The following is a 22,303-nucleotide window of genomic DNA, read 5'->3' on the forward strand; positions in this document are numbered from 1 at the left end:
CTTCCCTAGAATGTCCCTATGACTGACAACGCTGCAGTAAAACGAGTCCGCACCCGCCATTTTTCTCGCGCGAAGCGTGATGGCCACAAAATCTCCGGTCTCACTGCCTACGATGCCGCCAGCGCACAGATATTTGACCAAGCTGGGATTGATTTCTTGCTGGTGGGCGACTCTGCCGCGAACGTGATGCTGGGTTACGACACAACGCTCCCAATCAGCGTAAACGAGATGATTACGATGTCGCGGTCGGTGGCGCGAGCGGCCAAGCGTGCTTTCGTGATCGCGGATCTGCCCTTCGGCAGTTACGAGATCTCGCCGGAACAAGCCCTCGAGACCGCAGTGCGCTTCATGAAAGAAGCCGAGGTGCACGCCGTGAAGCTCGAGGGTGGGGTCGCGGTGGAAGGTCATATTCGTCGGATTACCGAGTCGGGCATCCCGGTTTGTGCGCACATTGGTTTCACCCCGCAGTCAGAACACAACCTCGGCGGGCACGTCATTCAGGGGCGAGGGGATGCGGCCGAGCAGCTCCTCGAGGATGCTCGCGCAATCGAGCGCGCCGGGGCATTCTTAGTGGTCCTCGAGATGGTGCCGACGGATGTTGCGGCACAGGTGACGGCGGAGCTGTCTATCCCAACCATCAGCGTCGGGGCGGGGCCGCACTGCGACGGGCAACTCACGGTATGGACCGACACTTTCGGTTATAGCCAGGGCCGAGTGCCCAAGTTCGTTAGGAAATACGCGAATCTCGCCGATATCCTGCGCGAAGCTACCGAACAGTACATCAGTGATATTCAGGCTAGTGCCTACCCGAGCGCGGCCGAGTCCTACGAGAATGTGCCGCCAGAGCACTAAACGCTAAGCGGTGGCCGTATCGCCAGGTGGCGATACGGCCACCGCTCGCGAGCTGGTGGAAGCTACACCGTTTCAATAACCGTCTTCCGCTTCAGCCGCCGCCTCCTCTTCCGCCCATTTGCGCGCATTCTCGGCGAGTTTTTCATTGGCACGTGCTGCCTCAGCTTCCGTGGCGAACGGACCAAGCCGCTCGGAAGCGATGGATTGCTTACCCTTTTCAACTTCCCCGGTGCGGGTGTTAAACCAGAATTCGTCTTCGCGTGTGTCAGTCATAGACTTGAGCGTATGCCGAAAAACCCTGAAACTGGTCTGCTCATCCCCGGAACCGTTACTCCCATGCGTCCGGTACCCGCGCACATCCCGCGACCGGAGTATGTCGGCAAGGTAAATCCCAATGAGCCCGATGGCAGCGGTGACCTGTACACGGCCGAAGAAATCGAACGGGTTCGTCACGCCAGTCGAATCGCAGCGGCGACGCTTGAACACCTTGAACAGTTCGTGAAGCCCGGTGTCACGACCGAGGAACTCGACGTGATTGCCCACAATTTTCTCATTGAGCACGAGGCATACCCGTCCTGCCTCGGCTACCGGGGCTTCCCCAAGGCTTCCTGTACCTCGCTGAACGAGGTGATCTGCCACGGCATTCCTGATTCCACCGTGCTCGAAGATGGGGACATCATCAATATTGACGTCACCGCCTTCGCACAGGGCATGCACGGCGACACGAACCGCATGTACCTGGTCGGTGAAGTCGATGAAGAGTCGCGTTTGCTCGTAGAACGGGCCCACGAGGCGATGATGCGCGGCATCAAGGCCGCCAAACCGGGCCGTGAGGTCAACGTGATCGGTCGTGTGATCGAAAAGTACGCCGGCCGTTTTGGCTACGAGTCTGTGCACGACTACACGGGACACGGCGTCGGACGAACCTTCCACTCTGGGCTGATCATTCCCCACTACGACGCACCTCATTTCAAGGACGTCATCCAACCGGGAATGGTCTTCACGGTCGAACCAATGCTGGTCACGGGCTCCCAAGCATGGGACCAGTGGGACGACAATTGGACCGTGGTCACCAAGGACGGTTCGCGCTGCGCCCAATATGAGCACACCATCCTGATTACCGAAGACGGTTACGAGATCCTGACGCTGCCACCCTCGCAGCTATAAGTTCCGGCATTTCTTTCGCCAAGGCATCCTAGGCTGGTGCCATGGCGAAGAAGCAGGACCGTTACGCGGTAGGTATCGATATTGGTGGCACCGGCATCAAGGGCGGGCTCGTCGATCTCAAAAAGGGACGTCTCGTTGGGGAACGAAAGAAGCGGAAGACTCCCCCGGGTGCCCCGATCGATGCGGTTATCGCGGCCGTGGTGAAGGTGTATGAAGAGATTCTGGCCCAGGACGAGGCGGCGGGTCTCGATCCGGCAGTTGGACTCTGTATGCCCTCGGTGATGAGACACGGAGTGTCGTATACCGCCGCCAATATTGACGAGGCGTGGATTGGTTTCAATGCTCGGGATGCGTTCACGAAGGCCATCGGTAAGCCGGTTTCGCTCGTGAATGATGCTGATGCAGCGGGCTATGGCGAGGTGCGCTACGGGGAAGCGGCGGATGACCTGGGCTCGGTGCTCGTGCTGACCCTCGGCACCGGGATCGGTTCGGCGCTCATCCACGGCGGGCGCCTCTTCCCGAATACCGAACTTGGGCACCTGGAACTCAACGGAAAACCGGACTACGAACGGTATGCGTCGGCCAAGGCGCGCGAGCGAGAGAACCTCAGTTTCGAAGCTTGGGGCGAGCGCCTCACCCCATATTTCCGCCATCTCGAAGCGGTAATCCAGCCCGATGAATTCATTGTTTCCGGCGGTATCTCGAAGCAGGCCGACGAGTTTTTGTATCTCATCGACATCAAGACACCCGTGAAAGTCGCAAAGCTCAAGAACAACGCGGGGATCATTGGTGCGGCACTGCTCGGCGCCGAAGGCTGGGACTAAGCCCGGCCAAGATCACGTAGAATTACCGGGATGAATGGGTCGGCCAGACGGTCGCGCGCCGCGTAAGCGGTCCGAGGAACGTCCGGGCTCCATAGAGCAGGATGGTGGATAACGTCCACCCGGGGTAACCCGCGAGCTAGTGCAACAGAAAGCAAACCGCCCGCAAGGGTAAGGGTGAAAGGGTGGGGTAAGAGCCCACCGGGCGTCCGGTGACGGACGTTGCAAGGTAAACCTCATCCGGAGCAAGGCCAACAGGGAACGTCGACGCTGCTCGCCGAGTTCCCGGGTGTGCTGCTAGAGCGGCGCGGTAACGCGTCGCCGAGATAGATGGCCGTCACGACTCTGGTCGGACAGAACCCGGCGTATCGGTCGGCCCACTCATCGCCACTTCCTGCGGGCCGACCCACTCCTTAAATTGCGGAACGCTCAGTACGCACGAGGATCGCGTCGGTGTCCGGGCAGAAGACGATCTCATCGGCCGGTGCCTTAGCGATGCGTGCTAAGTCCGCAACCTCGATCGTTTCCTGCGATGCGGAAGATACCTTGCCGATCAGTTCGGCGGCACCGATCCCACTGCGCTTTCGCCGTTCCTCATAGAGCGCGACGAGCTGCTCCGGCAGACCGTCGACGAGCGTTCTCCGATCGGTGGCGAGCTCTTTGGCCTCGGTGCGGAGATTTTCACGCGCGAGGTCGCGCCGTCGCAGCAGATCCGCAGCTAGGTCCTCAATCTCACGCATCGCGGCGACACGCTCGTCGTGCGCCGCAGTCAGTTTCTCAACCAGCTCGAGCTGCGCCAGTTCCTGATCGTCGAGTGTGTCTTGACGGCGCGCAATGGTTTGCAGCTCAGCCTGCAAGGCTGCAATGTCCTTCGTGGATGTCGCCTGCTGTAGCCGCTGCTCATCCTGGGTTCGCCGCGCCGCAACCAGCTTCGAATCGTCTTGGATCGTCTTCAATTCGGATTGTGCATCTTCAAGCTCGCCGAGTGACTGCGCGGCGGCCGCTCGACGGTCACGACGGTCTTGTTCGATCTCAACGAGGTGCAGCTGCTCGGGCATATTCTTGGCGAGATGTTGCAGCCGCGCGTGGCGGGCATCGACCTGGGCCAATTCGAGCAGGCGAAGCTGTTCCTTGGGATGTGCCTTCATAGTCCTATTTTCTCCTTGCTAGCGCTGCTGCGAAATGTGCCAGGTCCACGGATCGGTGTTTTGGGTCGAGACCCGCGCCTCGACGTCTGGATGCGCGGCTCGGATGCGTTCTGCGGCGCCTTCCAGCCAGAGCTGTTCACTGGCGTAGTGAGCGGTATCAACCAGCGCGGGCTTACCGCCATTGAGGGACGCCTGTTCGCGCGCCTCTGAGGCCGGGTGGTGCCGCAAGTCACTCGTGAGATACACATCCGCCCCGGTTACTGACGGGTGGCTCAGGAATGAATCTCCCGCACCCGAGCAACAGGCAACACGCTGAACCATCATCTCAGGGTTGCCGGCGACCCTGACTCCCCCGGCCGTAGCGGGGAAGATCTCGGCAACTCGTGCCGCGAAATCACGCAGACTCACGGGCTCTGGCAGATTGCCAACGAGTCCAATCCCCCGTTCGGGTTGGTCTTCCAGCGGTTGAAACGGGATGCGGTGTTCGGCTCCCGTCGGGATGCCCAGCAGATCGAAAATGGTGCCCGTCGGACCGCTTTCCACCACATCAGCATTGGTATGAGCCGAATGCAACGCACAGCCGCCGCGTATCAGCCGTGCGAGCAGCGCACCCTTATAACGGTCCTCCGCAATCGAAGTGACCCCTCGAAGTAGCAGTGGGTGGTGAGTGAAGAGCAGCTGCGCCCCCCATTCAAGTGCTTCCTCAACCGTGGCGGCGACCGGGTCTACCGCAAACAAAATCTTGCCGATTTCAGCGTCTGGATCACCGGTGGAGGTGCCGATAGCATCCCAGGCTTCCGCACCTCGCCTCGGGTAGAGAGACTCAATGGTCGATTGCACTTCACGCAGCGTGGTCATGCAGCCACATTACCCGGCAGCGAGAATTCCCTATTGACGGCACTAGGCTTGAACCCATGGGACTGCCTCGTCGACTGCTCGGTGACAACGAACACGTCGTATTTCATTTGCGTACCCACTGGAAGCGCATTTTTGGCCACGTCGTCCTGGGCTTGCTCATCCTCAGTCTGGCAACGCTTGGAACGCTCTTAATGCCTGTCTCGGCGCAGCCAATCGGGTCTTACATTGTCTGGGGAATCGCCGTAATCGCGCTGTTTCCCGCCACGATTTCGCCGGTACTGAAGTGGCTGTCATCGACATTTACGATTACCGACCGACGGATCATTACTCGCACGGGCATCCTCAACAAAAAGGGCCACGATATTCCGCTCAACCGGATCGCAAATGTTGCATATGACCATTCCTTCATCGACCGGATCTTTGGCTGCGGCACATTGATCCTCGAGACCTCCGCCGATGAACCGCTCCATCTCGATGACATCCCACAGGTGGAAAAAGTGCACGTGCGGATGACAGAAATACTCTTTGCTTCCACTCGGAACCCCGAATAGCTCCCCAGGAAAGAACCTTCACTGTGACTACCGAACTTGCCCACGTCGAAGCACAGATCGTGGAAATTCCCGACTACCCGCAGCCCGGGGTGATCTTTCGAGATGTGATGCCAGTGCTGAGTGACGGTGAAGCACTCCGAACAGTTGCTAAGGCGCTGCTCGCACCGTTTGCCGGTCAATTCGATGTGGTTGCCGGCATAGAAGCCCGAGGTTTTCTTCTCGCGGGCGCAGCCGCAACGGTCGCAAATGTTGGTCTTGTGCCCATCCGCAAGGCTGGCAAGTTACCGCGACCGGCCGCATCCGTCCCATATCAGCTCGAGTACGGGACCGAAGAAGTCGAAATTCAACGTGATATTGCTCCGGGAACTCGGGTGCTTGTGATGGATGACGTGCTCGCGACGGGCGGCACGATCGCCGCCGCCATCGAGCTGGTTCGAAAAATTGACGCGCTGCCCACGGGTATCGCCGTCCTGATGGAACTTGATGGGCTCGGTGGCCGGGAGGCGCTTGGCGACGGGCTCCCCCTGCACACGCTTTTTCACGGCTAACCGGTGGGAGCGGGGACATTCCCCGGGAGTTGTGACAAGCTTCCCGATGAAGCGGCATACACTTTCGACACGATAGATTGAAAGGAATCGCCTGATGGGAATTCAAGAACGCAAAGCAGCTATTGAATTGCTGGCGCAAATCTCGGAGAGCATTGAAGAGCGTGTCAAGCGTCATTCAATGGCTGAAGAAACCGGTACTCCGACGACCACGACCCGGCTGAGCCACGACCTCATCGCGATTCGCGACAAGATCGCCCTCGTGACCGGCGAACTCCTGGAGCCCGCAACCGCGGCGCACATTAATCGAGTACTCGATCGGATCACGCGGCCCAAATACGAAGAGGCTCCGCACAGTCTTAAGGAGCTTGCGGACGTACGTAAGAAGCTGGACCTGATCGTGAGTGACTTGCGAGTGATCGCCAACCGCAAGGAGTTTGAGGGGCTATAAGCCACGAGTAATGGGCGCTTGCAGTTGTGGAAGGATGTTAGGCCTTCTGCAGCTGCAAGCGCCCTTGTATCTCCGCGGGCCGGGCTGGCCTGAACGATGATGAGAAAGGCTCCATCCACATGGCCAAAGATCCGCTTGATCGACCGAAGATCGACGATCAGGAGTTTATTGCCGCGAATTCGGAAGCAAGAAAACGCTACGGCCGCTTCAACCTCGCCGTCGTCGGAAACACGGGTGTAGGGAAATCTTCACTCGTCAACGCGGTGTTCGGTCGAGAACTCGCAAAGGTCGGTAAGGGCCTTCCTGTTACCCAGGGAGTGAACTACTACGACGACGAGACCCTGGGCATATGGGACTTCGAGGGCTTCGAAATTGGGTCTGGTAAGACACCCGCGGAGTCACTTCGCGATGGACTGAAAATCGTGGCGAAGCGACCATCGAGTGAACAGATCGCCGTCGTCTGGTACTGCGTGGCGGCGAACGCCGATCGCCTTACAGTTCCGGATATTGAGATGATTCGCGAATTGGATGCGGCGGGGCTGCCTGTGATCCTCGTGTTGACCAAAGTGCACTGGACGAAGAATCCGGTTACCGGGAAGTATCGGGCTTCGAAAGACACGGAGGCGTTTCGCGATTGGCTTGAAGACCCGGTGGACGGCGATGGCGAGCCCATTCACCTTCCTGTGCGTCGTGTGATCTTGACTTCCTCGCAGGGTAAGAATGGAAAGGGCACGGGACATGGGCTCGGTGATCTCGTGGCACAGACCCTTGCCCTGTCGCCGGATAGCGAGAAAGACGCCTTTCGCGTTGCGCAGCGACTCAACCTCCCGTGGAAGCGCGAGATGGCGCGCCCGGTCATTCTTGCCGCGGTGGCTGCGTCAGCGGCCGCAGCGGCCGTCCCCATCCCGATTGCGGATGCGACTACCCTGGCGCCGATCCAGATGACGATGATGGGGCGCATTGCTGCCATCTATGACCTCAATATGAAGACGATGATGTCCACGTCTGCGATTGCGCAATTGGGTGCGCAGATGGCTGGACGAGCCCTTGCCACGAGTCTTGTGAAACTCATTCCGGTGGCGGGCAACGTTATCAACGCCAGTGTCGCTTCGGCAATCACTGCGGCGACGGGAGAAGCGTGGGTTCGTTTCTGCGAGCAGGTGCATATCGGCAAGATCGATGTGTCGCAGATCGATGGGGCGTGGGAACAATTCGCGCCCACCATTGTGTCTGTGCTCGGCAAGCTCGCCACGCAGAAGGGCATTAAGGGCTAAATCAGAAGTCATTTAGCCCTACTCAGGGATCACTTTGACCTCACGGAGATAAGCCAATAGCCCGGTCGTGAGTTCGAGGTCGTAGAGCTCATTGAGCGGAAACCAACGCGCACCTGCCGCGTCGTCGGCAGCTGCGAGTTCGCCACGGATTACACGCGTGTAGAAATTGTGGATCTCATACTCTCGGCCATCGAGGGTCGGCATCCTTGTAATGCCGAGCTTACGGATGATCTCAATAACCAGGCCAGTTTCTTCGGCGAATTCCCGAATCGCAGCGTCTTCAAATGATTCACCAGGATTGATTTTCCCACCGGGCAGAGACCATCGGCCACGCTGAGGCTCTCGACCTCTTTTCACCAGCAGCAGCCGACCTTGACCATCGATAGCTACGGCGCTTGCTGCACTGATTATCTGAGACACCCGTCCAGGGTAGGCCTCGTGTTGATATTTCGGGCTCAAGCGAGTCGAGATTGAAACAAGGTGATTGGCCTGCTCTTCGATCAGTTCAGATGCCGACCGTTTGTCCCCCGTCGATAACGAACGCGTGACCGATGGTGAACCCGCCGAGGGGCGAGCAGAGCCAGAGGATCGCGGAGGCAATCTCCTCGGGTTTGCCCATGCGGCCAATGGGTTCCTGCCCGATGACGCGGGCACGACCTTCGGGGGTGCCGCCGGAGAAGCGTCCCATCATCGGTGTCTCGATGATGCCGGGGCAGATCGCGTTGATCTGAATGTTCTCGGAAGCGACTTCGAGTGCAGCCGACTTCGTCAGGCCGATGACACCGTGTTTGGTCGCCGCGTATGCGGCCTGATTACGTATGCCCATCACCCCGGCACCCGAGGAGATATTCACTATCGAACCACCGCCGCTGCCTCGCATAACAGGAATCTCATGCTTCATCGACAGGAAAACCCCGGTGAGATTCACGGCAATGAGACGGTTCCAGTCCTCTTCGGTGGTTTCCTCGATTGGAGTATTGGGTTGTTCGATACCGGCGTTATTCACCGCGAAGTCGAGACGACCGAGGGTATCCACCGTCGAGGATATGGCCGCCGCGATCGCGTCGCTATCCGAGATGTCAGCGACGACGGCATGCGCACGTCGTCCCTTCTCCTCGACCAGGCGCGCGGTCTCTTTCAGGTCTTTCTCGCCGATCGAGACGAGTGCGAGGTCAGCACCAGCATCCGCAAAGGCGAGGGCGGTCGCGCGTCCGATACCGACACCCGCGCCGGTGATGAATGCGACCTTGCCGGTAAAATCTACGAGGTTATTGCTCACGATGCTGCCTTTCCAGTACGTCTTTTTCGGTGTGTAGCGGAGCCACACCACGCTCACTTCGTCGACAAAGCCTTGTTGCAGTAACGACCAGTTGATCGTTTTGTCTCAGATCGTGCTTACATACCAAGAACATCACGGAGCCGTCGCGGATGAGAGCCTCTCTCAATGGTGGTACTGGCAGAGACTCCCAGAACACCACTGAGTAGACGTAACGTGGATACATGGATAACCAGGCTGAGGTCCGGGATTTTCTAACCTCACATCGAGACCGTATCGTTCCCGAACAGGTGGGTCTGCCAGCTGGTGGCAATCGCAGGGTTCCGGGGCTTCGCCGAAGTGAAGTTGCGACAATCGCGGGCATGAGCGTCGAGTATTACACCAAGCTCGAACGAGGGAATATTAGCGGTGCATCCGAAGAAGTGCTGGACAGCCTCGCACGGGCGTTGCAATTGGACGACGCAGAACGGGCGCACTTGTTCGCCCTGGCACATGCCGCGAGCCCCGTTGCAAGGCCTCGGAAGCAGTGCAGCGGAAAGGGCTGGAAGCCGAATCCTGGCTTGCAGTGGGCCCTTAACGGCTTCACTGCTGGTCCCGCGTTCGTTCGGAACGGCCGCATGGACCTACTCGCAGTGAACCCCCTTGCGCGGGCCTTCTATTGCGAGCTCTACGAAATGCCGGGGCAGCCGCCAAACATCGCGCGCCATACATTCCTCGACCGTCGCGCTGGCGATTTTATCCTGACTGGGATGCCTTTGCCGAGATCACCGTGGCGATCCTCAGAACCGAGGCAGCACGTGACCCTCACAACAGAGAACTCCACGATCTCATCGGCGAGCTGTCGACCCGCAGCGATGAAATCCGTAGACGCTGGGGCAAACACAACGTGCGCCATCACGGGAGCGGATTCAAGACTTTCCGTCACCCGGTCGTAGGTGAGCTGACACTCGCATACGAGGGTATGGACATGGAAGCTCATCACGGTCTGACATTCACCACCTATACGCCCGAACCGGGCTCAAAATCAGCAGAGGCGATACGGCTGCTCGGTTCCTGGGCTGCCAGCGTCCAAGTCGTTGATAATGGATGGCATTCCTGACGCAGACAGCGCTCCGAGCAGGAGCCTCGTACAAAAAAACCCGGTCAAGAATAACTTGACCGGGTTTTTTAACGTGGGCCCCGAGGGACTCGAACCCCCGACCCTCTGGGTGTAAACCAGATGCTCTAACCAACTGAGCTAGGAGCCCATCTGTTGTGCTTCGCGACTTGCTTGCCGCGATGTGCAACTCGGATACCTTAGCACCGGATTTGCGCGAATTCCAAACCTGCGATTCCGCCCGGGTGTGGCGAACCCGAGATCAGCTCGTCGCCGCCCATTCCAAGCCGTACTCGTGGTGCTCCATTGACCGCTGCTCCCCCGCGTCGCAGGCGGCTGCGAGGACGCGGGTGCCGTCGGCACGGATGGCCCAGGTGTGGCGACACGCCGTGCCTGATTGTCCGTCGAATGCAGCACATGCCCGCGCAATTTGACCGTGGGGCCAGTGGTCCGAGACACCGAGCAGCACCGCCTCCGGGTCCACTTCATGGAGCCACGCCGCCAAGGTCGGCGGAGCGTCGCAGGACGCAACAAGCAGTTGCACGCCAAGTTGATCAGCGCGCTGAGAAAGTTGGACAAGTTCCTTCACTTCGTTGCCGCACACGGGGGTAAACGCTGCAGGGATGAAGGCGAGCAACCGCGGTGATCCGGGACCGAGTACACGAATTCGGTCACCACGGTGAGTGGGGGCGTCGAGCGGCATATCTGCGGGCAATGGAAGCTGAGACGTCACAGGACTAGTCTTGCTCATAACTGGCAGGGATGGGCTGCAAAATCCACTTGTCGCGGCCAGAATCCGCCATCTCCCGGTCAGGAATCGGTAGGCTGCAAGTTGTGCCCGCGTTCGAAACCCGTGCGCGGCACTCGCACCTGCGCTCTAGAACATGAAAGAGGTCAACATGGCTGTCAACATCCAGGATCCCTATTCGGAGGACCATGTCGACACCGACCCGCAGGAAACTGCGGAATGGAAAGAATCGCTCGACGCCGTAGTCGCCGAGCGTGGGAGTACCCGCGCACGGGAGCTGATGCTTTCGTTGCTGCAGCGTTCGCGTGAAAAGCACCTCGGTGTGCCGATGATTCCCGTCACAGACTTTGTCAACTCGATCGCGGCCGACGAGGAACCTGAATTCCCCGGTGACGAACGCATCGAACGCACCTACCGTCGTTGGATTCGCTGGAACGCGGCGATCACGGTACAGAACTCGCAGAGCGCCGACATCGGCGTTGGTGGGCACATTTCTTCGTACGCAGCTCAGTCGACGCTGTACGAAGTTGGCCTGAACCACTTCTTCAAGGGCTACGACCACCCGGACGGACCCGATCAGGTCTTCTTCCAGGGGCACGCCTCCCCCGGTAACTACGCTCGCGGATACCTCGAGGGTCGTCTCACGGAAGAGAACCTCAACGCCTTCCGTCAGGAAGCTTCGAAGGCACCTCTTGGACTGTCGTCCTACCCGCATCCGCGCCTCATGCCTGATTTCTGGCAGTTCCCGACGGTTTCGATGGGTCTGGGGCCGATGAATGCCATCTGGCAGGCGCAGACCAACAAGTACCTCACGAACCGCGGCATCAAGGATGCTTCGAAGTCCCACGTGTGGGCCTTCCTCGGTGACGGCGAAATGGATGAGCCGGAGTCGCGTGGTCAGCTGCAATTTGCTGCGAACAACAACCTCGACAACCTGACCTTCGTCGTGAATTGCAACCTGCAGCGTCTTGACGGTCCGGTTCGCGGTAACGGCAAGATCATCCAGGAACTCGAATCCTTCTTCCGCGGTGCCGGTTGGCATGTCATCAAGGTGGTTTGGGGCCGCGAGTGGGATGAACTCCTCGCCCGTGATGAGCACAACGAACTTGTCAAGCTCATGAATGAAACCCCGGACGGTGACTACCAGACCTACAAGGCTGAGTCCGGCGCATTCGTCCGCGAACACTTCTTTGGCCGTAACCCGGAGACGCTCAAGCTCGTCGAGAACTACACCGACGACCAGATTTGGGGTCTCAAGCGTGGTGGCCACGATTACCGCAAGATGTACGCCGCCTACAAGGCAGCGGTTGAGCACAAGGGTCAGCCCACGGTCATCCTTGCTCACACGGTGAAGGGCTACGGTCTCGGCACTCACTTCGAGGGTCGCAACGCGACGCACCAGATGAAGAAGCTGACGCTGGAAGACCTCAAGACCTTCCGCGACAACCTGCAGATTCCGATCGCGGACAAGGATCTCGAGGCAGACCTCTACAACATCCCTTACTACCGCCCCGAGGAAAACGACGAGGCCCTCGAGTACCTTCGCGAACGTCGTCGCGCCCTCGGTGGTTTCGTCCCGGAGCGTCGTTCGAAGTACACGCAGATTGACCTTCCTGAGGACAAGGCCTACGCGCAGGTCAAGAAGGGTTCAGGCACTCAGGAAATCGCGACCACGATGGGCTTCGTGCGCCTGCTGAAGGACCTGATGCGCAGTGGCGAATTCGGCCGTCGCATTGTTCCGGTAATTCCGGATGAGGCACGCACCTTCGGTCTCGATGCGTTCTTCCCAACGGCAAAGATCTACAACCCGCACGGGCAGCACTACATGGCTGTGGACCGCGAGCTTCTACTCGCCTATCGCGAGTCACCGCAGGGTCAACTCATGCACGTGGGTATCAACGAGGGTGGCGCCGTTTCGGCCTTCACCGGCCTCGGCACGACCTATTCGACGCACGGTGAACTCACCGTGCCGTTCTACATGTTCTACTCGATGTTCGGTTTCCAGCGCACGGGTGACGGGTTCTGGGCTGCAGCCGACCAGCTCACGCGTGGCTTCATCATTGGTGCCACCGCCGGTCGCACCACGCTCACCGGCGAGGGCCTACAGCACATGGACGGCCACTCGCACCTGATTGCGTGGACGAACCCGGCCATCCGCGCCTACGATCCAGCCTTTGCTTACGAAATTGCGCACATCGTCAAGGCCGGTATTGAGCGGATGTACGGCGGCAATCACCCCGATCCGAACGTCATGTACTACATCACGATGTACAACGAGCCGTACGTACAGCCGGCTGAACCGGAAAACGTTGACGCCGAGGGCATCGTCAAGGGCATCTACTACCTCAACGCTCCGGAACTGACTTCCGGCCCCGAGGTTCAGTTGCTCGCATCCGGTGTTGCAGTGCCGTGGGCCATGCACGCACAGGAGATCCTGCGCGAAGACTGGGGCGTTTCGGCACACGTGTGGTCGGTCACCAGCTGGGCGGAACTGCGCCGCGAAGCGCTCGAGGCTGAAGAGCACAACTGGACGGCTCCGAGCGAGCCAGCACGCACGCCGTACCTGGCCGACAAGCTCTCGAACTCCAAGGGCGTCTTCCTCGGTGTGAGTGACTACAACCACTCGCTGCCGGACATGATCCGCAAGTGGGTTCCCGGGGACTACGTCACGCTCGGTGCTGATGACTTCGGTATTTCGGACACCCGCGCTGCCGCTCGTCGTCACTATAAGATCGATGCGCACTCGATCGTGGTTCGCGCTCTGGCAGAGCTCGCACAGCGTGGCGAAGTCGACCGTTCGGTCGTGCAGCAGGCCATTGACAAGTACGACCTGCACAACCCCAATGCGGGTGTATCGGGTAACGCGGGCGGCGACGCCTAAGACCCACTGCCCCACGATTTCGATACTGAGAAAGGTGCGGCCCAGCCGTTCCCATCTATGACTGAGATAACCGATCGTCAACGCGCAGTGGCCTGGCTTCGGAGCCTGACTGGAGACCTCTCTACGTCAGTGCTAAAGCGAATGGAGCAAACGCTCCCCTGGTTCGCCGACATGCCACCGGGCCGTCGCTCCGCAGTTGCATTAGTTGCTCAGTCTGGAATTGCCTCATTCGTGTCGTGGTTTGAAGACCCGACCGCAGCTCCCTGGACGGCAAAGGATGTTTTTGATTCCGCCCCCAGGGAGCTGCTGCGGTCGGTCAGCCTGCAGCAGACGCTGCAGTTGATCCACGTGGTGGTCGATGTGTTCGAAGAGCGCACGGCTTCCGCGCCCGCGGAAATCCGCGAGGGCGTCCTGCGCTACTCCCGAGACATCGCTTTTGCCGCAGCCGACGTCTACGCCCGAGCCGCGGAACAACGCGGACTGTGGGATGCACGCCTTGAAGCGTTGGTCGTGGACTCGATCTTGACCGGGGAAAATGACACCGAACTTCCGAGCCGCATCGCAGCTCTGGGCTGGAGCGGTCACGGTGAAGTTGCCGTGCTGGTCGGCCTCACCCCGAAGTTCGTTGAAGTTGATCAACTGCGCCGTACCGCGCGCCACAATCAAGCCGATCTGCTGGTCGGTGTCCAGGGAAATCGTTTGGTGCTCGTTATTGGCCGCGCCAAGCAGAACGAAGACTCCGAGGGCGAACCACCGGCATTCCTTGAGATCGCAACCGCGCTCGAGCCCGGTTTTGGTCAGGGTAGCCTCGTGCTTGGCCCGGAGGTCTCCTCTGTCGTGGAAGCATCCCGAAGTGCCCGTGCCGCGCTGGTCGGATTCTCAGTAGCCAATGCCTATCGACGTCTCGAGCGGCCAATCCTGGCCGATGACTTACTGCCGGAGCGCGCGCTTGCGGGCGATCCACTCGCACGCAAGACGCTCGTGCAGCGCGTGTACTCGCCGCTTGCCGACCACCAATCGGATCTTTTGACCACGCTGTGGTGCTATCTCGACAACGGCCGCTCTCTTGAAGCGACCGCGCGTGAACTCTATGTACACCCGAACACCGTTCGCTATCGCTTGAAGCGAATCACCGAGATTATCGGGTGGGATGCGACGGGTGCCCGCGAATGGCTCGTACTTCAATGTGCCCTGATTCTTGGCCGCATCGCGGACGGCCAAACACAAGATCCGCGACGACAGGTAAAGTCACCTCGTCGACGTGTTTAGCCAGTCCGCACAAGGATTTCGCTCTTTTATTTCTGTTTCCCCCTAAGTGATGGCCTTCGAGCCTGAGAAGATGGAGATTATGACTGTCGTGACATTCCCCGGCCAGGGGTCCCAGAAGCCGGGCTTTCTGAGCCCTTGGCTCGAGGACTCGGCCAGCAGGTCCACGCTCGAAGACTTGTCCACTGCCAGTGGCATCGACCTCATCCGTCACGGGACGGAGTCTGACGCTGAAACCATTCGCGACACCGCAGTCGCTCAGCCGCTGATCGTGGCGGCGGGCATCCTCACCTGGGATGCGCTCGTAGGACGACTGGGCGATCGGGTTGATGGAGCAGCCGTGGCTGGTCACTCCGTCGGGGAAATTGCTGCCGCTTATGCAGCAGGAATCTTTGACGCGGCCACGGCGATCCGCTTCGTCGTGAAGCGCTCACAGCTCATGGCGCAAGACGCCGCTGCGGTCACCACGGGCATGTCCGCGATTATCGGCGGTAGCGAGGGGGACGTGATTGAGCACCTCAACAATCTGGACCTCTCCCCCGCGAACTTTAACGGTGCGGGGCAGATCGTGGCGGCCGGTGAGCCCGAGCAGCTCGAAGCACTGCGGAAGAACCCACCCGCCGGCGCGCGGGTGATCCCGTTGAAGGTGGCCGGCGCGTTTCACACTCGGTGGATGGCGGATGCGCAGGCCGCGCTTGCCGGACTCGAAGAAGAGTTCTCGGTCGCAAAGCCCACGCGCCCCATCCACACCAACCGCGACGGCAGTGTCGTTACGGACGGTGTGACCTATCGCCGCTACCTCATCGAACAGGTAAATCGGCCGGTGCATTGGGATCTGTGCATGAATGCCTTCCTCGAGGCAGGGTATTCCGGGCTCGTGGAAGCGGCACCCGCGGGTACTCTCGTGGGGCTCGCGAAGCGAGGCATGAAGGGCGTCCCCGCCGCAGCAATCAATGTCCCCGCCGATATCGACACGGCCGCAGAACTTTTCCCCGGCGCCTAAGCGCGCGAGTTTGTTGAAAGGACTCCCAACTACAATGAGCGAAACTGCAGTGCTGCGTCAGGCCAAGGGCCACCAGTTCACGCGCATTCACGGCATGGGCGCATTCCGCGGTCAAAACCTCGTCACGAATGATGAGATTGCTGGCCCGATTGATTCCTCGGATGAGTGGATCCGCCAGCGCACCGGCATCATCACGCGTGCCCGGGCAGATGCGGACACGGATGTCATTGACATGGCGGTCACGGCGGCGAAGGAAGCAATCGAAGCCGCCGGTATTGAGCCCTCCCAGATCGGTGCCGTGATTCTCGCGACGATCACCAACGTCGTACAGACCCCCGCGGCTGCAACCCGTGTTTGTGAGGCGATTGGGGCAAGCCCTGCCGCTGCCTATGACATTTCGGCCGGATGCGCGGGCTATTGCTATGGCATCACCCAGGCGGATGCGCTGGTTCGGTCGGGTGTCGCCGACTATGTACTCGTTGTCGGTGCAGAAAAGCTATCGGACATTATTGATCCCACTGATCGCTCGATTTCTTTCCTTCTCGGGGACGGTGCCGGTGCCGCGGTAATCGGCCCGGCCGAGGAACCCGGTATTTCAGAATCGGTGATCGGCTCTGATGGCTCCAAATGGAACGCAGTGGCCATGAACCACGAGCTCCAGGAATACCGCCGCGGAGAGACCGAGTGGCCCACGCTGCGCCAGGATGGTCGTGCCGTGTTCCGCTGGGCGGTGTGGGAAATGGCCAAGGCAGCCCGCGAGGTGCTTGAGCGTGCCGGGATCGAAGCTTCCGACTTGGCAGCGTTCATCCCCCACCAGGCGAATATGCGCATCATCGACGAGTTTGCGAACCAGCTGGGTCTTCCAGACAGTGTGGTAATCGCTCGCGATATCGCCGAGACCGGCAATACTTCTGCCGCATCCATCCCCCTGGCAACCCATCGACTACTCAAGGAACACCCTGAGCTTTCGGGCGGCCTTGCGCTGCAAATCGGATTCGGTGCGGGCCTGGCCTACGCCGCTCAGATCGTGCGTCTGCCCTAAACAATTTCGGCTGGGCGGTATATTCTCGCGGCTTATTCGTAAGTCTCGCCCGAAGAACCTTTGACCGGCAATACAATTACATTCGGTCATTGACTCAACCAAAAGGAGAAACCCCAAAATGGCACTTTCAAAGGACGAGATTCTCGCAGGCCTCGCCGAGCTCGTGAACGAGGAGACCGGTATCGCCAGCGACACGGTGACCGGCGACAAGTCCTTCACGGATGACCTCGACATCGACTCGATCTCGATGATGACCATCGTTGTGAACGCTGAAGAGAAGTTCGACGTTCAGATTCCGGACGCCGAGGTCGAGAACCTCAAGACCGTTCAGGACGCGGTGGACTACATCGCGAACGCGCAGGAAGCCTAGCTTTCGCGAGGTGTCGGACAGCCACAATCGCGCTGTCCGACACCTGTTCTTGCCACCATCCCTAAGGAAAAAGATCTGTTAATGACCAAGAAGATCGTAGTAACGGGCCTCGGAGCGTTCTCTCCGCTGGCGCCGAATGCGCGAGGAACCTGGGAAGCGCTACTTCGCGGTGAATCCGGTGCGCGTTCGCTCACTAACCAGGCCGAGAAGTACAACATCGACCTTCCCGTCACCTTCGCGGCCACGGTGAAAGAAGACCCCGCGGAACACCTCGAACGCGTCACAGCCAAGCGCCTTGACCCTTCGAGCCAGTATGCGCTGATCTGCGCCCGCGAGGCATTCGCGGATGCGGGCCTCACCACTGACGCTATCGATCCCGAGCGTCTACTCGTTGATTGGGCCACCGGCATCGGTGGTGTCTGGACACTCCTGGACGCCTGGGACACCCTACGGGAGCGCGGTCCTCGACGCGTCATGCCACTGACCGTACCCATGCTGATGCCGAACGGTCCCGGGGCTGCCATCGGTATGGAACTCGGCGCACGCGCCGGAATCCACACGGCAGTTTCAGCCTGTGCTTCCAGCACGGAATCTATCTTCAACGCCTATCAGCACCTGCAGGCAGGCAACGCCGACGTCGTCATCGCCGGTGGTTCTGAAGCAGCGGTGCACCCGCTACCGATTGCTTCGTTTGCGGCCATGCAGGCGCTGTCCAAGCGCAATGACGATCCGCAGGTAGCTTCGCGACCCTATGACGTCGACCGCGATGGCTTTGTCCTCGGTGAGGGTGCGGCAGCGCTCGTACTCGAAACCGAAGAGCACGCCCTCGCTCGCGGCGCCCGCATTTACGCGGAAATCGCCGGCGGTGGCGTCACCGCCGATGCTTATCACATCACCGCACCGGAGCCCGAAGGTGCAGGCGCCTCGCGTGCCGTGCAGGCTTGCCTCGAGCAGGCTGATGCGACCCCGGATGATGTTGTGCACATTAACGCGCACGCCACATCGACTCCGGTCGGTGACATTGCCGAATACAACGCCTTTAAGCGTGTGTTTGGTGACCGGGTCGATTCCATTCCCGTCTCGGCAACCAAGGCATCTGTCGGCCACCTCCTCGGTGGTGCCGGGGCGATTGAGGCGATGTTCACCGTGCTCGCATTGCACGAGGGAATGCTCCCCCCGACAATCAACCTCGAGCAACAAGACCCGGAAATCGGTCTCGATGTCGTCACCGAGCCGCGCAAGGTCGACGTGAAGTCGGGTGACATGGCCATCTCGACGTCCTTCGGGTTTGGTGGCCACAACGCAGTACTCGGCATTCGTGCCTACTAGTCACCAGTAACGAGTCAGCGAAAACGAAGAAGCGGCGTACGCATCCATGGATGCGTACGCCGCTTCTTCGGTATCTGGGAGACAAATCGAAGTCTGGCAGCCTCGCTAGCCGACTCGGTGCATCCACACCACTGGGCTGTGATCACCCGCGGTGCGGAACGGTTCGAGCTCTTCGTCCCAGGCGTGCCCGAGCGCCAGTGCAAGTTCGCGGTGGAGTTCGGTGGCGTTCCCACCGCTGACCTCCATGGCATACCGGATGCGTTCCTCTGGAATTACCACGTTGCCGGCCATGTCCGTTTGCGCATAGAAGATCCCTAGGCCCGGTGTGTGCAGCCATCGGCCCCCGTCGACACCGGCGCTCGGGTCTTCGCTGACCTCGAATCGCAGGTGCTCCCACCCGCGCAGCTGTGAGGCAATCGCCGCTCCGGTACCCGCCGGCCCGTGCCAGGTGTATTCAGCACGCACCGAACCCGGGATTACCGGCTGGGGTATCCACGGTAGGGACGCAGGCTCGCCGAGTGCGCGCCCTAGGCCCCATTCGACATGCTGGCACAGTGCGCGAGGTGCAGAGTGAACATAAAGGACACCCTGGGTTTGTGGTGCAGCCATTTTCTCCTCCAGTTTCACGGGTGGTACGTCTTCCCCTACGTCCATACGTGTGACTGAGGCCATACGGCGTCACCGTCGGTTATTCAATTCGACGATATCTCGTTGTCACAGGAATTATGCCTGACATTAGCCTCAAATCACAAGCATGTGATTTATCGATACGGCGTGTTTCTCTTTGTGTGGCTATTGCTGGTTAATTGATCGCGGCCCGAATCCAGCACGCTTGGATTCGGGCCGCGATTCAACGGGTCGTAACTAGTTCGGGAACCGTACCAGTCCCAGCTCCGCGGGAGAGCGCAGCAAGCGGTGGTGTGGGACCACTCGAACGGTATACCCGAAGGTGCCAGGCAGGTCCACCGGGATATCCATCACAAACTGCGAACCGTCTGCTGTGGCATCCATTGTCACGGTCCGCGGATTCACAAGTTCACCGTATTCATCGGTGATGCCGATAACCGCTTCCACCCGAATATCTTCCGGTGTGAGTGAACCTAATTGGACGGTTGCTTCAAATTGTGCGTGGCTTCCGGCTTGAGCGGAACCGGTCACATTTCGAATTTCGGTAATCGCAACTTGTGGCCAAGCATCCTTCACTTTGCTTTGCCACTGCGCGAATGCGCGAGCATTCTCGAGCTGGTTGGCGATCCGGGAGGTGCGACCGGCGGGCAGGTAGAGGTCCTTGCAGTAGTCGCGCACCATTCGCTCGGCCGCAACCTGCGGACCAACCTGCGACATCGAGTAGCGAATCTTCTCCACCCAGGCCTGCGGCACTCCCTGTTCGTCACGGTCGTAGAACATCGGCACAATTTCATGTTCGAGGATGTCGTACAGTGCCTGTGATTCCCATTTATCACGCATGTGTGGGTCTGCGTGCACGGCGCTCGGAATCGTCCAGCCGGCTTCATCATCCCGGAACTCATCCCACCATCCGTCTGAGATCGACAGGGTGAGACATCCGTTCATCACGGCCTTCATGCCGGAGGTTCCCGAGGCTTCCTGCGGACGAATCGGGTTATTGAGCCATACATCCGATCCCGCAACGAGGAATTTTGCCATGGAGATGTTGTAATCCGGAATGAAGATGATGCGATCGCGAACCCCGGCATCGTCGGCATAGCGGATCAGTTCCTGAAGCAGCTCTTTGCCGCCCATGTCCGCCGGGTGTGCTTTACCGGCAATCACGAACTGGACGGGACGCTCAGGATTCATCAGGATGCGGCGCAGTCGCTCGGGGTTTTGCAGCATCAGCGTGAGGCGCTTGTACGTGGACACGCGCCGAGCGAAGCCAATCGTGAGCGCATTTGGGTTGAAGATGTTCTTCGTCCAGCCGAGTTCGGCTTCCTGCGCCCCGCGGTCTTCCCAGGACTGCAGCGAAAGCGCGCGGGAGTGCTCGACGAGTTCCTTGCGCAGTTCATTGCGCACTCGCCAGAGTTCAGATGCACCGATAGCGTCGGGTGCGTTCCAGTGATTGGCGGTCGTGAGGTCCCGATTGCCACTCATAGCAGAGGCAATCGATTTCATCGGCTTGCGGATCCAGGTGGGGATGTGCACGCCATTGGTTACCGACGTGATCGGCACTTCGCGCTCATCAAAATTGGGGTAGAGATCCTTGAACATCGACCGTGACACGGCACCGTGCAGCTTCGCTACACCGTTCGCGTACTGAGCCAGGCGCAGACCGAGGTGTGCCATGTTGAAGCGGTTTGGGTCCTCTTCCTTGCCGAGTTCCAGGGCTCGGGATACCGGTACGCCAGGCGCAAGCCGGGAGATTCCCGACTCATCACCCTGCAGGTAGCGTTCTGCGAGCAGCATGTCGAATCGGTCGATACCTGCAGGGACCGGGGTGTGGGTAGTAAAGAGTGTGGATGCGCGTACCACAGCAAGCGCGGTTTCAAAGGTCTCCCCCGTACGGATGAGCTGTCCCATCCGTTCGACACCCGCGAAGCCCGCGTGACCCTCGTTCATGTGGATGACATCGGGCTGTTTGCGGCCAGTGATTTCGCAGAACCGCTGCACGGCTCGCAGCCCTGCAACACCGAGCACGAGCTCCTGCTTGATCCGGTGCTCCGCATCGCCACCGTAAAGCCGGTCGGTGATGACTCGGAAGTCTTCCGGGTTCGCTTCAATATTCGTGTCAAGCAGCAGCAGTGGCACCCGGCCAATGTCGGCCTTCCATACGGCCGCGAGTACCTCGCGCTGTTCTGGGTAGGTCACGCTGACGTGGAGCTGCTCGCCCTGCTCGTCCAGCACGGGCAAGACAGCGAGATCCTGCGGATCGTGCTCGGTGTAGTGCTCCTGTTGCCAGCCCTCGCGTGAGAGGGTCTGCTTGAAGTATCCGTAGGTGTAGAGCAGCCCCACACCGATGATCGGCACGCCGAGGTCCGAAGCTGACTTCATGTGGTCGCCAGCGAGCACACCGAGTCCGCCCGAATAGATTGGCAGCGATTGGTGAACACCGAATTCCATCGAGAAATACGCAATCGTGGTGTCGGCGTCTTCGGCGCCGGCGGTGTTCTTTTTGAACCACCGATCAAGTTCGCAGTAAGACTCGAAATCTTCGAGTTCCTGCTGCATTCGGTGCAGGAAGGTTTCGTCCTGTGCAAGTTCCTGCACCTTGCTCGCGCGCAGTGATTTCAACAGGGTGATGGGGTTGTGGCCGGTCTTGGTCCATAGGGCTGGGTCAATGCTGCGGAACAGCTCGTGCGTCTCATTACGCCATGACCACCGAAGATTCATCGCGAGGGTTTGCAATGGCTGCAGTGCCTCGGGGAGGAGAGGGGTCACATTAAGCGAGTCATATGCTTTCACTCGGCCAGACTACTCAAGGAAGTGAACGAACGGTGGCTTTGTCGTGACAAATTTTTGTCTGGCTAGTTTCGAACCGACATTCATTATGAGTGGCCGCAGAATCGTTCGCGGCACGCTAGACTTTCTTCGGTCCGGGGCGTTAGCTCAGCCGGTTAGAGCAGCGGACTCATAATCCGTCGGTCGCGGGTTCAAGCCCCGCACGCCCCAC

21 protein-coding genes, 2 tRNA genes, 1 other RNA gene and 1 pseudogene are annotated in these 22,303 nt (G+C 59.7%); 16 read left to right on the plus strand and 9 right to left on the minus strand.

Annotated elements, in window-relative coordinates; translation table 11 throughout:
• The first annotated feature begins 18 nt into the window (after positions 1–18).
• A complete protein-coding gene (panB, locus tag F8O05_RS05275) occupies positions 19–852 on the plus strand; it encodes a 3-methyl-2-oxobutanoate hydroxymethyltransferase (RefSeq protein WP_158051691.1) in 834 nt (277 codons plus the stop codon).
• 72 nt (positions 853–924) lie between these two features.
• Here panB and F8O05_RS05280 read toward each other — a convergent pair whose 3' ends face one another.
• Positions 925–1,125, minus strand: coding sequence for an SPOR domain-containing protein (locus F8O05_RS05280; RefSeq protein ID WP_158051692.1), 201 nt, complete (start codon positions 1,123–1,125; stop codon positions 925–927).
• Between the two features lie 12 nt (positions 1,126–1,137).
• Between F8O05_RS05280 and map the strand changes: the two genes are divergently transcribed.
• From map to rnpB, 3 genes are all read left to right on the plus strand, one after another.
• Complete coding sequence (gene map / locus F8O05_RS05285) at positions 1,138–2,019, plus strand: type I methionyl aminopeptidase (RefSeq protein ID WP_158051693.1); 882 nt, start codon at positions 1,138–1,140, stop codon at positions 2,017–2,019.
• 41 nt (positions 2,020–2,060) lie between these two features.
• Positions 2,061–2,843: a polyphosphate--glucose phosphotransferase gene (ppgK, locus tag F8O05_RS05290; protein WP_158051694.1), complete on the plus strand. Its 783-nt coding sequence runs from the start codon at positions 2,061–2,063 to the stop codon at positions 2,841–2,843.
• Positions 2,844–2,878: 35 nt separating this feature from the next.
• An RNA gene (rnpB, locus tag F8O05_RS05295) (RNase P RNA component class A) lies at positions 2,879–3,224 on the plus strand.
• A 29-nt stretch (positions 3,225–3,253) separates the two neighbouring features.
• Here the strand turns inward: rnpB and F8O05_RS05300 are convergent.
• Both F8O05_RS05300 and F8O05_RS05305 read right to left on the minus strand, forming a co-directional pair.
• The gene (locus F8O05_RS05300; protein WP_158051695.1) at positions 3,254–3,988 is read right to left on the minus strand and encodes a zinc ribbon domain-containing protein; all 735 of its coding nucleotides are present in this window, start codon (positions 3,986–3,988) and stop codon (positions 3,254–3,256) included.
• 18 nt (positions 3,989–4,006) lie between these two features.
• A complete protein-coding gene (locus F8O05_RS05305; protein WP_158051696.1) occupies positions 4,007–4,846 on the minus strand; it encodes a Nif3-like dinuclear metal center hexameric protein in 840 nt (279 codons plus the stop codon).
• 56 nt (positions 4,847–4,902) lie between these two features.
• Between F8O05_RS05305 and F8O05_RS05310 the strand changes: the two genes are divergently transcribed.
• The 4 genes from F8O05_RS05310 to F8O05_RS05325 all read left to right on the plus strand — a co-directional run bounded on the left by F8O05_RS05310 (position 4,903) and on the right by F8O05_RS05325 (position 7,667).
• Complete coding sequence (locus F8O05_RS05310; protein WP_158051697.1) at positions 4,903–5,397, plus strand: PH domain-containing protein; 495 nt, start codon at positions 4,903–4,905, stop codon at positions 5,395–5,397.
• 23 nt (positions 5,398–5,420) lie between these two features.
• On the plus strand, positions 5,421–5,945 hold the full coding sequence (locus F8O05_RS05315) for an adenine phosphoribosyltransferase (protein ID WP_158051698.1): 525 nt from the start codon (positions 5,421–5,423) through the stop codon (positions 5,943–5,945).
• Between the two features lie 94 nt (positions 5,946–6,039).
• Positions 6,040–6,393 (plus strand): hypothetical protein, encoded by a 354-nt coding sequence (locus tag F8O05_RS05320; RefSeq protein ID WP_158051699.1) that lies wholly within the window; start codon positions 6,040–6,042, stop codon positions 6,391–6,393.
• 119 nt (positions 6,394–6,512) lie between these two features.
• Positions 6,513–7,667 (plus strand): GTPase family protein, encoded by a 1,155-nt coding sequence (locus F8O05_RS05325; protein WP_158051700.1) that lies wholly within the window; start codon positions 6,513–6,515, stop codon positions 7,665–7,667.
• Between the two features lie 18 nt (positions 7,668–7,685).
• Here the strand turns inward: F8O05_RS05325 and F8O05_RS05330 are convergent, their stop codons facing one another.
• Together F8O05_RS05330 and F8O05_RS05335 are read right to left on the minus strand one after the other, a co-directional pair.
• Positions 7,686–8,087 carry an NUDIX hydrolase gene (locus tag F8O05_RS05330; RefSeq protein ID WP_225735747.1) on the minus strand — a complete coding sequence of 134 codons (402 nt, stop codon included), beginning with the start codon at positions 8,085–8,087 and terminating at the stop codon, positions 7,686–7,688.
• Positions 8,088–8,172: 85 nt separating this feature from the next.
• Positions 8,173–8,946 carry an SDR family NAD(P)-dependent oxidoreductase gene (locus F8O05_RS05335; protein WP_225735748.1) on the minus strand — a complete coding sequence of 258 codons (774 nt, stop codon included), beginning with the start codon at positions 8,944–8,946 and terminating at the stop codon, positions 8,173–8,175.
• Between the two features lie 221 nt (positions 8,947–9,167).
• Between F8O05_RS05335 and F8O05_RS05340 the strand changes: the two are divergent.
• A pseudogene (locus F8O05_RS05340) lies at positions 9,168–10,042 on the plus strand (helix-turn-helix transcriptional regulator).
• Between the two features lie 74 nt (positions 10,043–10,116).
• On the opposite strand, the gene F8O05_RS05345 reads toward F8O05_RS05340, so the two are convergent.
• Together F8O05_RS05345 and F8O05_RS05350 are read right to left on the minus strand one after the other, a co-directional pair.
• A tRNA-Val gene (locus F8O05_RS05345) sits at positions 10,117–10,190 on the minus strand.
• Between the two features lie 111 nt (positions 10,191–10,301).
• Positions 10,302–10,772 (minus strand): redoxin domain-containing protein, encoded by a 471-nt coding sequence (locus F8O05_RS05350; RefSeq protein ID WP_192497042.1) that lies wholly within the window; start codon positions 10,770–10,772, stop codon positions 10,302–10,304.
• 166 nt (positions 10,773–10,938) lie between these two features.
• On the opposite strand from F8O05_RS05350, the gene aceE reads away from it, so the two are divergent.
• From aceE to F8O05_RS05380, 6 genes are all read left to right on the plus strand, one after another.
• Positions 10,939–13,668, plus strand: a complete 2,730-nt coding sequence (gene aceE / locus F8O05_RS05355) for a pyruvate dehydrogenase (acetyl-transferring), homodimeric type (protein ID WP_158051703.1) — start codon at positions 10,939–10,941, stop codon at positions 13,666–13,668.
• Positions 13,669–13,725: 57 nt separating this feature from the next.
• A complete protein-coding gene (locus F8O05_RS05360) occupies positions 13,726–14,937 on the plus strand; it encodes a PucR family transcriptional regulator (protein ID WP_158051704.1) in 1,212 nt (403 codons plus the stop codon).
• Positions 14,938–15,016: 79 nt separating this feature from the next.
• Complete coding sequence (locus F8O05_RS05365; RefSeq protein ID WP_158051705.1) at positions 15,017–15,937, plus strand: ACP S-malonyltransferase; 921 nt, start codon at positions 15,017–15,019, stop codon at positions 15,935–15,937.
• 34 nt (positions 15,938–15,971) lie between these two features.
• On the plus strand, positions 15,972–16,979 hold the full coding sequence (locus F8O05_RS05370) for a beta-ketoacyl-ACP synthase III (RefSeq protein WP_158051706.1): 1,008 nt from the start codon (positions 15,972–15,974) through the stop codon (positions 16,977–16,979).
• A 118-nt stretch (positions 16,980–17,097) separates the two neighbouring features.
• Positions 17,098–17,349, plus strand: a complete 252-nt coding sequence (locus F8O05_RS05375) for an acyl carrier protein (RefSeq protein ID WP_158051707.1) — start codon at positions 17,098–17,100, stop codon at positions 17,347–17,349.
• An 81-nt stretch (positions 17,350–17,430) separates the two neighbouring features.
• Positions 17,431–18,678, plus strand: coding sequence for a beta-ketoacyl-[acyl-carrier-protein] synthase family protein (locus F8O05_RS05380; protein ID WP_158051708.1), 1,248 nt, complete (start codon positions 17,431–17,433; stop codon positions 18,676–18,678).
• A gap of 105 nt (positions 18,679–18,783) precedes the next feature.
• Here the strand turns inward: F8O05_RS05380 and F8O05_RS05385 are convergent, their stop codons facing one another.
• Entirely contained in the window at positions 18,784–19,287 is a 504-nt protein-coding gene (locus F8O05_RS05385) for a DUF3145 domain-containing protein (protein WP_158051709.1), read from the minus strand.
• Between the two features lie 255 nt (positions 19,288–19,542).
• Positions 19,543–22,095 carry an alpha-glucan family phosphorylase gene (gene glgP / locus F8O05_RS05390; protein WP_158051710.1) on the minus strand — a complete coding sequence of 851 codons (2,553 nt, stop codon included), beginning with the start codon at positions 22,093–22,095 and terminating at the stop codon, positions 19,543–19,545.
• 133 nt (positions 22,096–22,228) lie between these two features.
• On the opposite strand from glgP, the gene F8O05_RS05395 reads away from it, so the two are divergent.
• Positions 22,229–22,302: transfer RNA gene (locus F8O05_RS05395), tRNA-Ile, on the plus strand.
• Position 22,303: the final 1 nt, after the last annotated feature.

This window comes from Gulosibacter chungangensis (assembly GCF_008831155.1).
GTDB lineage: Bacteria > Actinomycetota > Actinomycetes > Actinomycetales > Microbacteriaceae > Gulosibacter > Gulosibacter chungangensis.

What these genes read in the sequence shown, in the direction of transcription:
- panB (WP_158051691.1), top strand. Translation starts at nt 19, where the DNA reads ATGACTGACAACGCTGCAGTAAAACGAGTCCGCACCCGCCATTTTTCT.
- F8O05_RS05280 (WP_158051692.1), bottom strand. Translation starts at nt 1,125, where the DNA reads ATGACTGACACACGCGAAGACGAATTCTGGTTTAACACCCGCACCGGG.
- map (WP_158051693.1), top strand. Translation starts at nt 1,138, where the DNA reads ATGCCGAAAAACCCTGAAACTGGTCTGCTCATCCCCGGAACCGTTACT.
- ppgK (WP_158051694.1), top strand. Translation starts at nt 2,061, where the DNA reads ATGGCGAAGAAGCAGGACCGTTACGCGGTAGGTATCGATATTGGTGGC.
- F8O05_RS05300 (WP_158051695.1), bottom strand. Translation starts at nt 3,988, where the DNA reads ATGAAGGCACATCCCAAGGAACAGCTTCGCCTGCTCGAATTGGCCCAG.
- F8O05_RS05305 (WP_158051696.1), bottom strand. Translation starts at nt 4,846, where the DNA reads ATGACCACGCTGCGTGAAGTGCAATCGACCATTGAGTCTCTCTACCCG.
- F8O05_RS05310 (WP_158051697.1), top strand. Translation starts at nt 4,903, where the DNA reads ATGGGACTGCCTCGTCGACTGCTCGGTGACAACGAACACGTCGTATTT.
- F8O05_RS05320 (WP_158051699.1), top strand. Translation starts at nt 6,040, where the DNA reads ATGGGAATTCAAGAACGCAAAGCAGCTATTGAATTGCTGGCGCAAATC.
- F8O05_RS05325 (WP_158051700.1), top strand. Translation starts at nt 6,513, where the DNA reads ATGGCCAAAGATCCGCTTGATCGACCGAAGATCGACGATCAGGAGTTT.
- aceE (WP_158051703.1), top strand. Translation starts at nt 10,939, where the DNA reads ATGGCTGTCAACATCCAGGATCCCTATTCGGAGGACCATGTCGACACC.
- F8O05_RS05360 (WP_158051704.1), top strand. Translation starts at nt 13,726, where the DNA reads ATGACTGAGATAACCGATCGTCAACGCGCAGTGGCCTGGCTTCGGAGC.
- F8O05_RS05365 (WP_158051705.1), top strand. Translation starts at nt 15,017, where the DNA reads ATGACTGTCGTGACATTCCCCGGCCAGGGGTCCCAGAAGCCGGGCTTT.
- F8O05_RS05370 (WP_158051706.1), top strand. Translation starts at nt 15,972, where the DNA reads ATGAGCGAAACTGCAGTGCTGCGTCAGGCCAAGGGCCACCAGTTCACG.
- F8O05_RS05375 (WP_158051707.1), top strand. Translation starts at nt 17,098, where the DNA reads ATGGCACTTTCAAAGGACGAGATTCTCGCAGGCCTCGCCGAGCTCGTG.
- F8O05_RS05380 (WP_158051708.1), top strand. Translation starts at nt 17,431, where the DNA reads ATGACCAAGAAGATCGTAGTAACGGGCCTCGGAGCGTTCTCTCCGCTG.
- F8O05_RS05385 (WP_158051709.1), bottom strand. Translation starts at nt 19,287, where the DNA reads ATGGCTGCACCACAAACCCAGGGTGTCCTTTATGTTCACTCTGCACCT.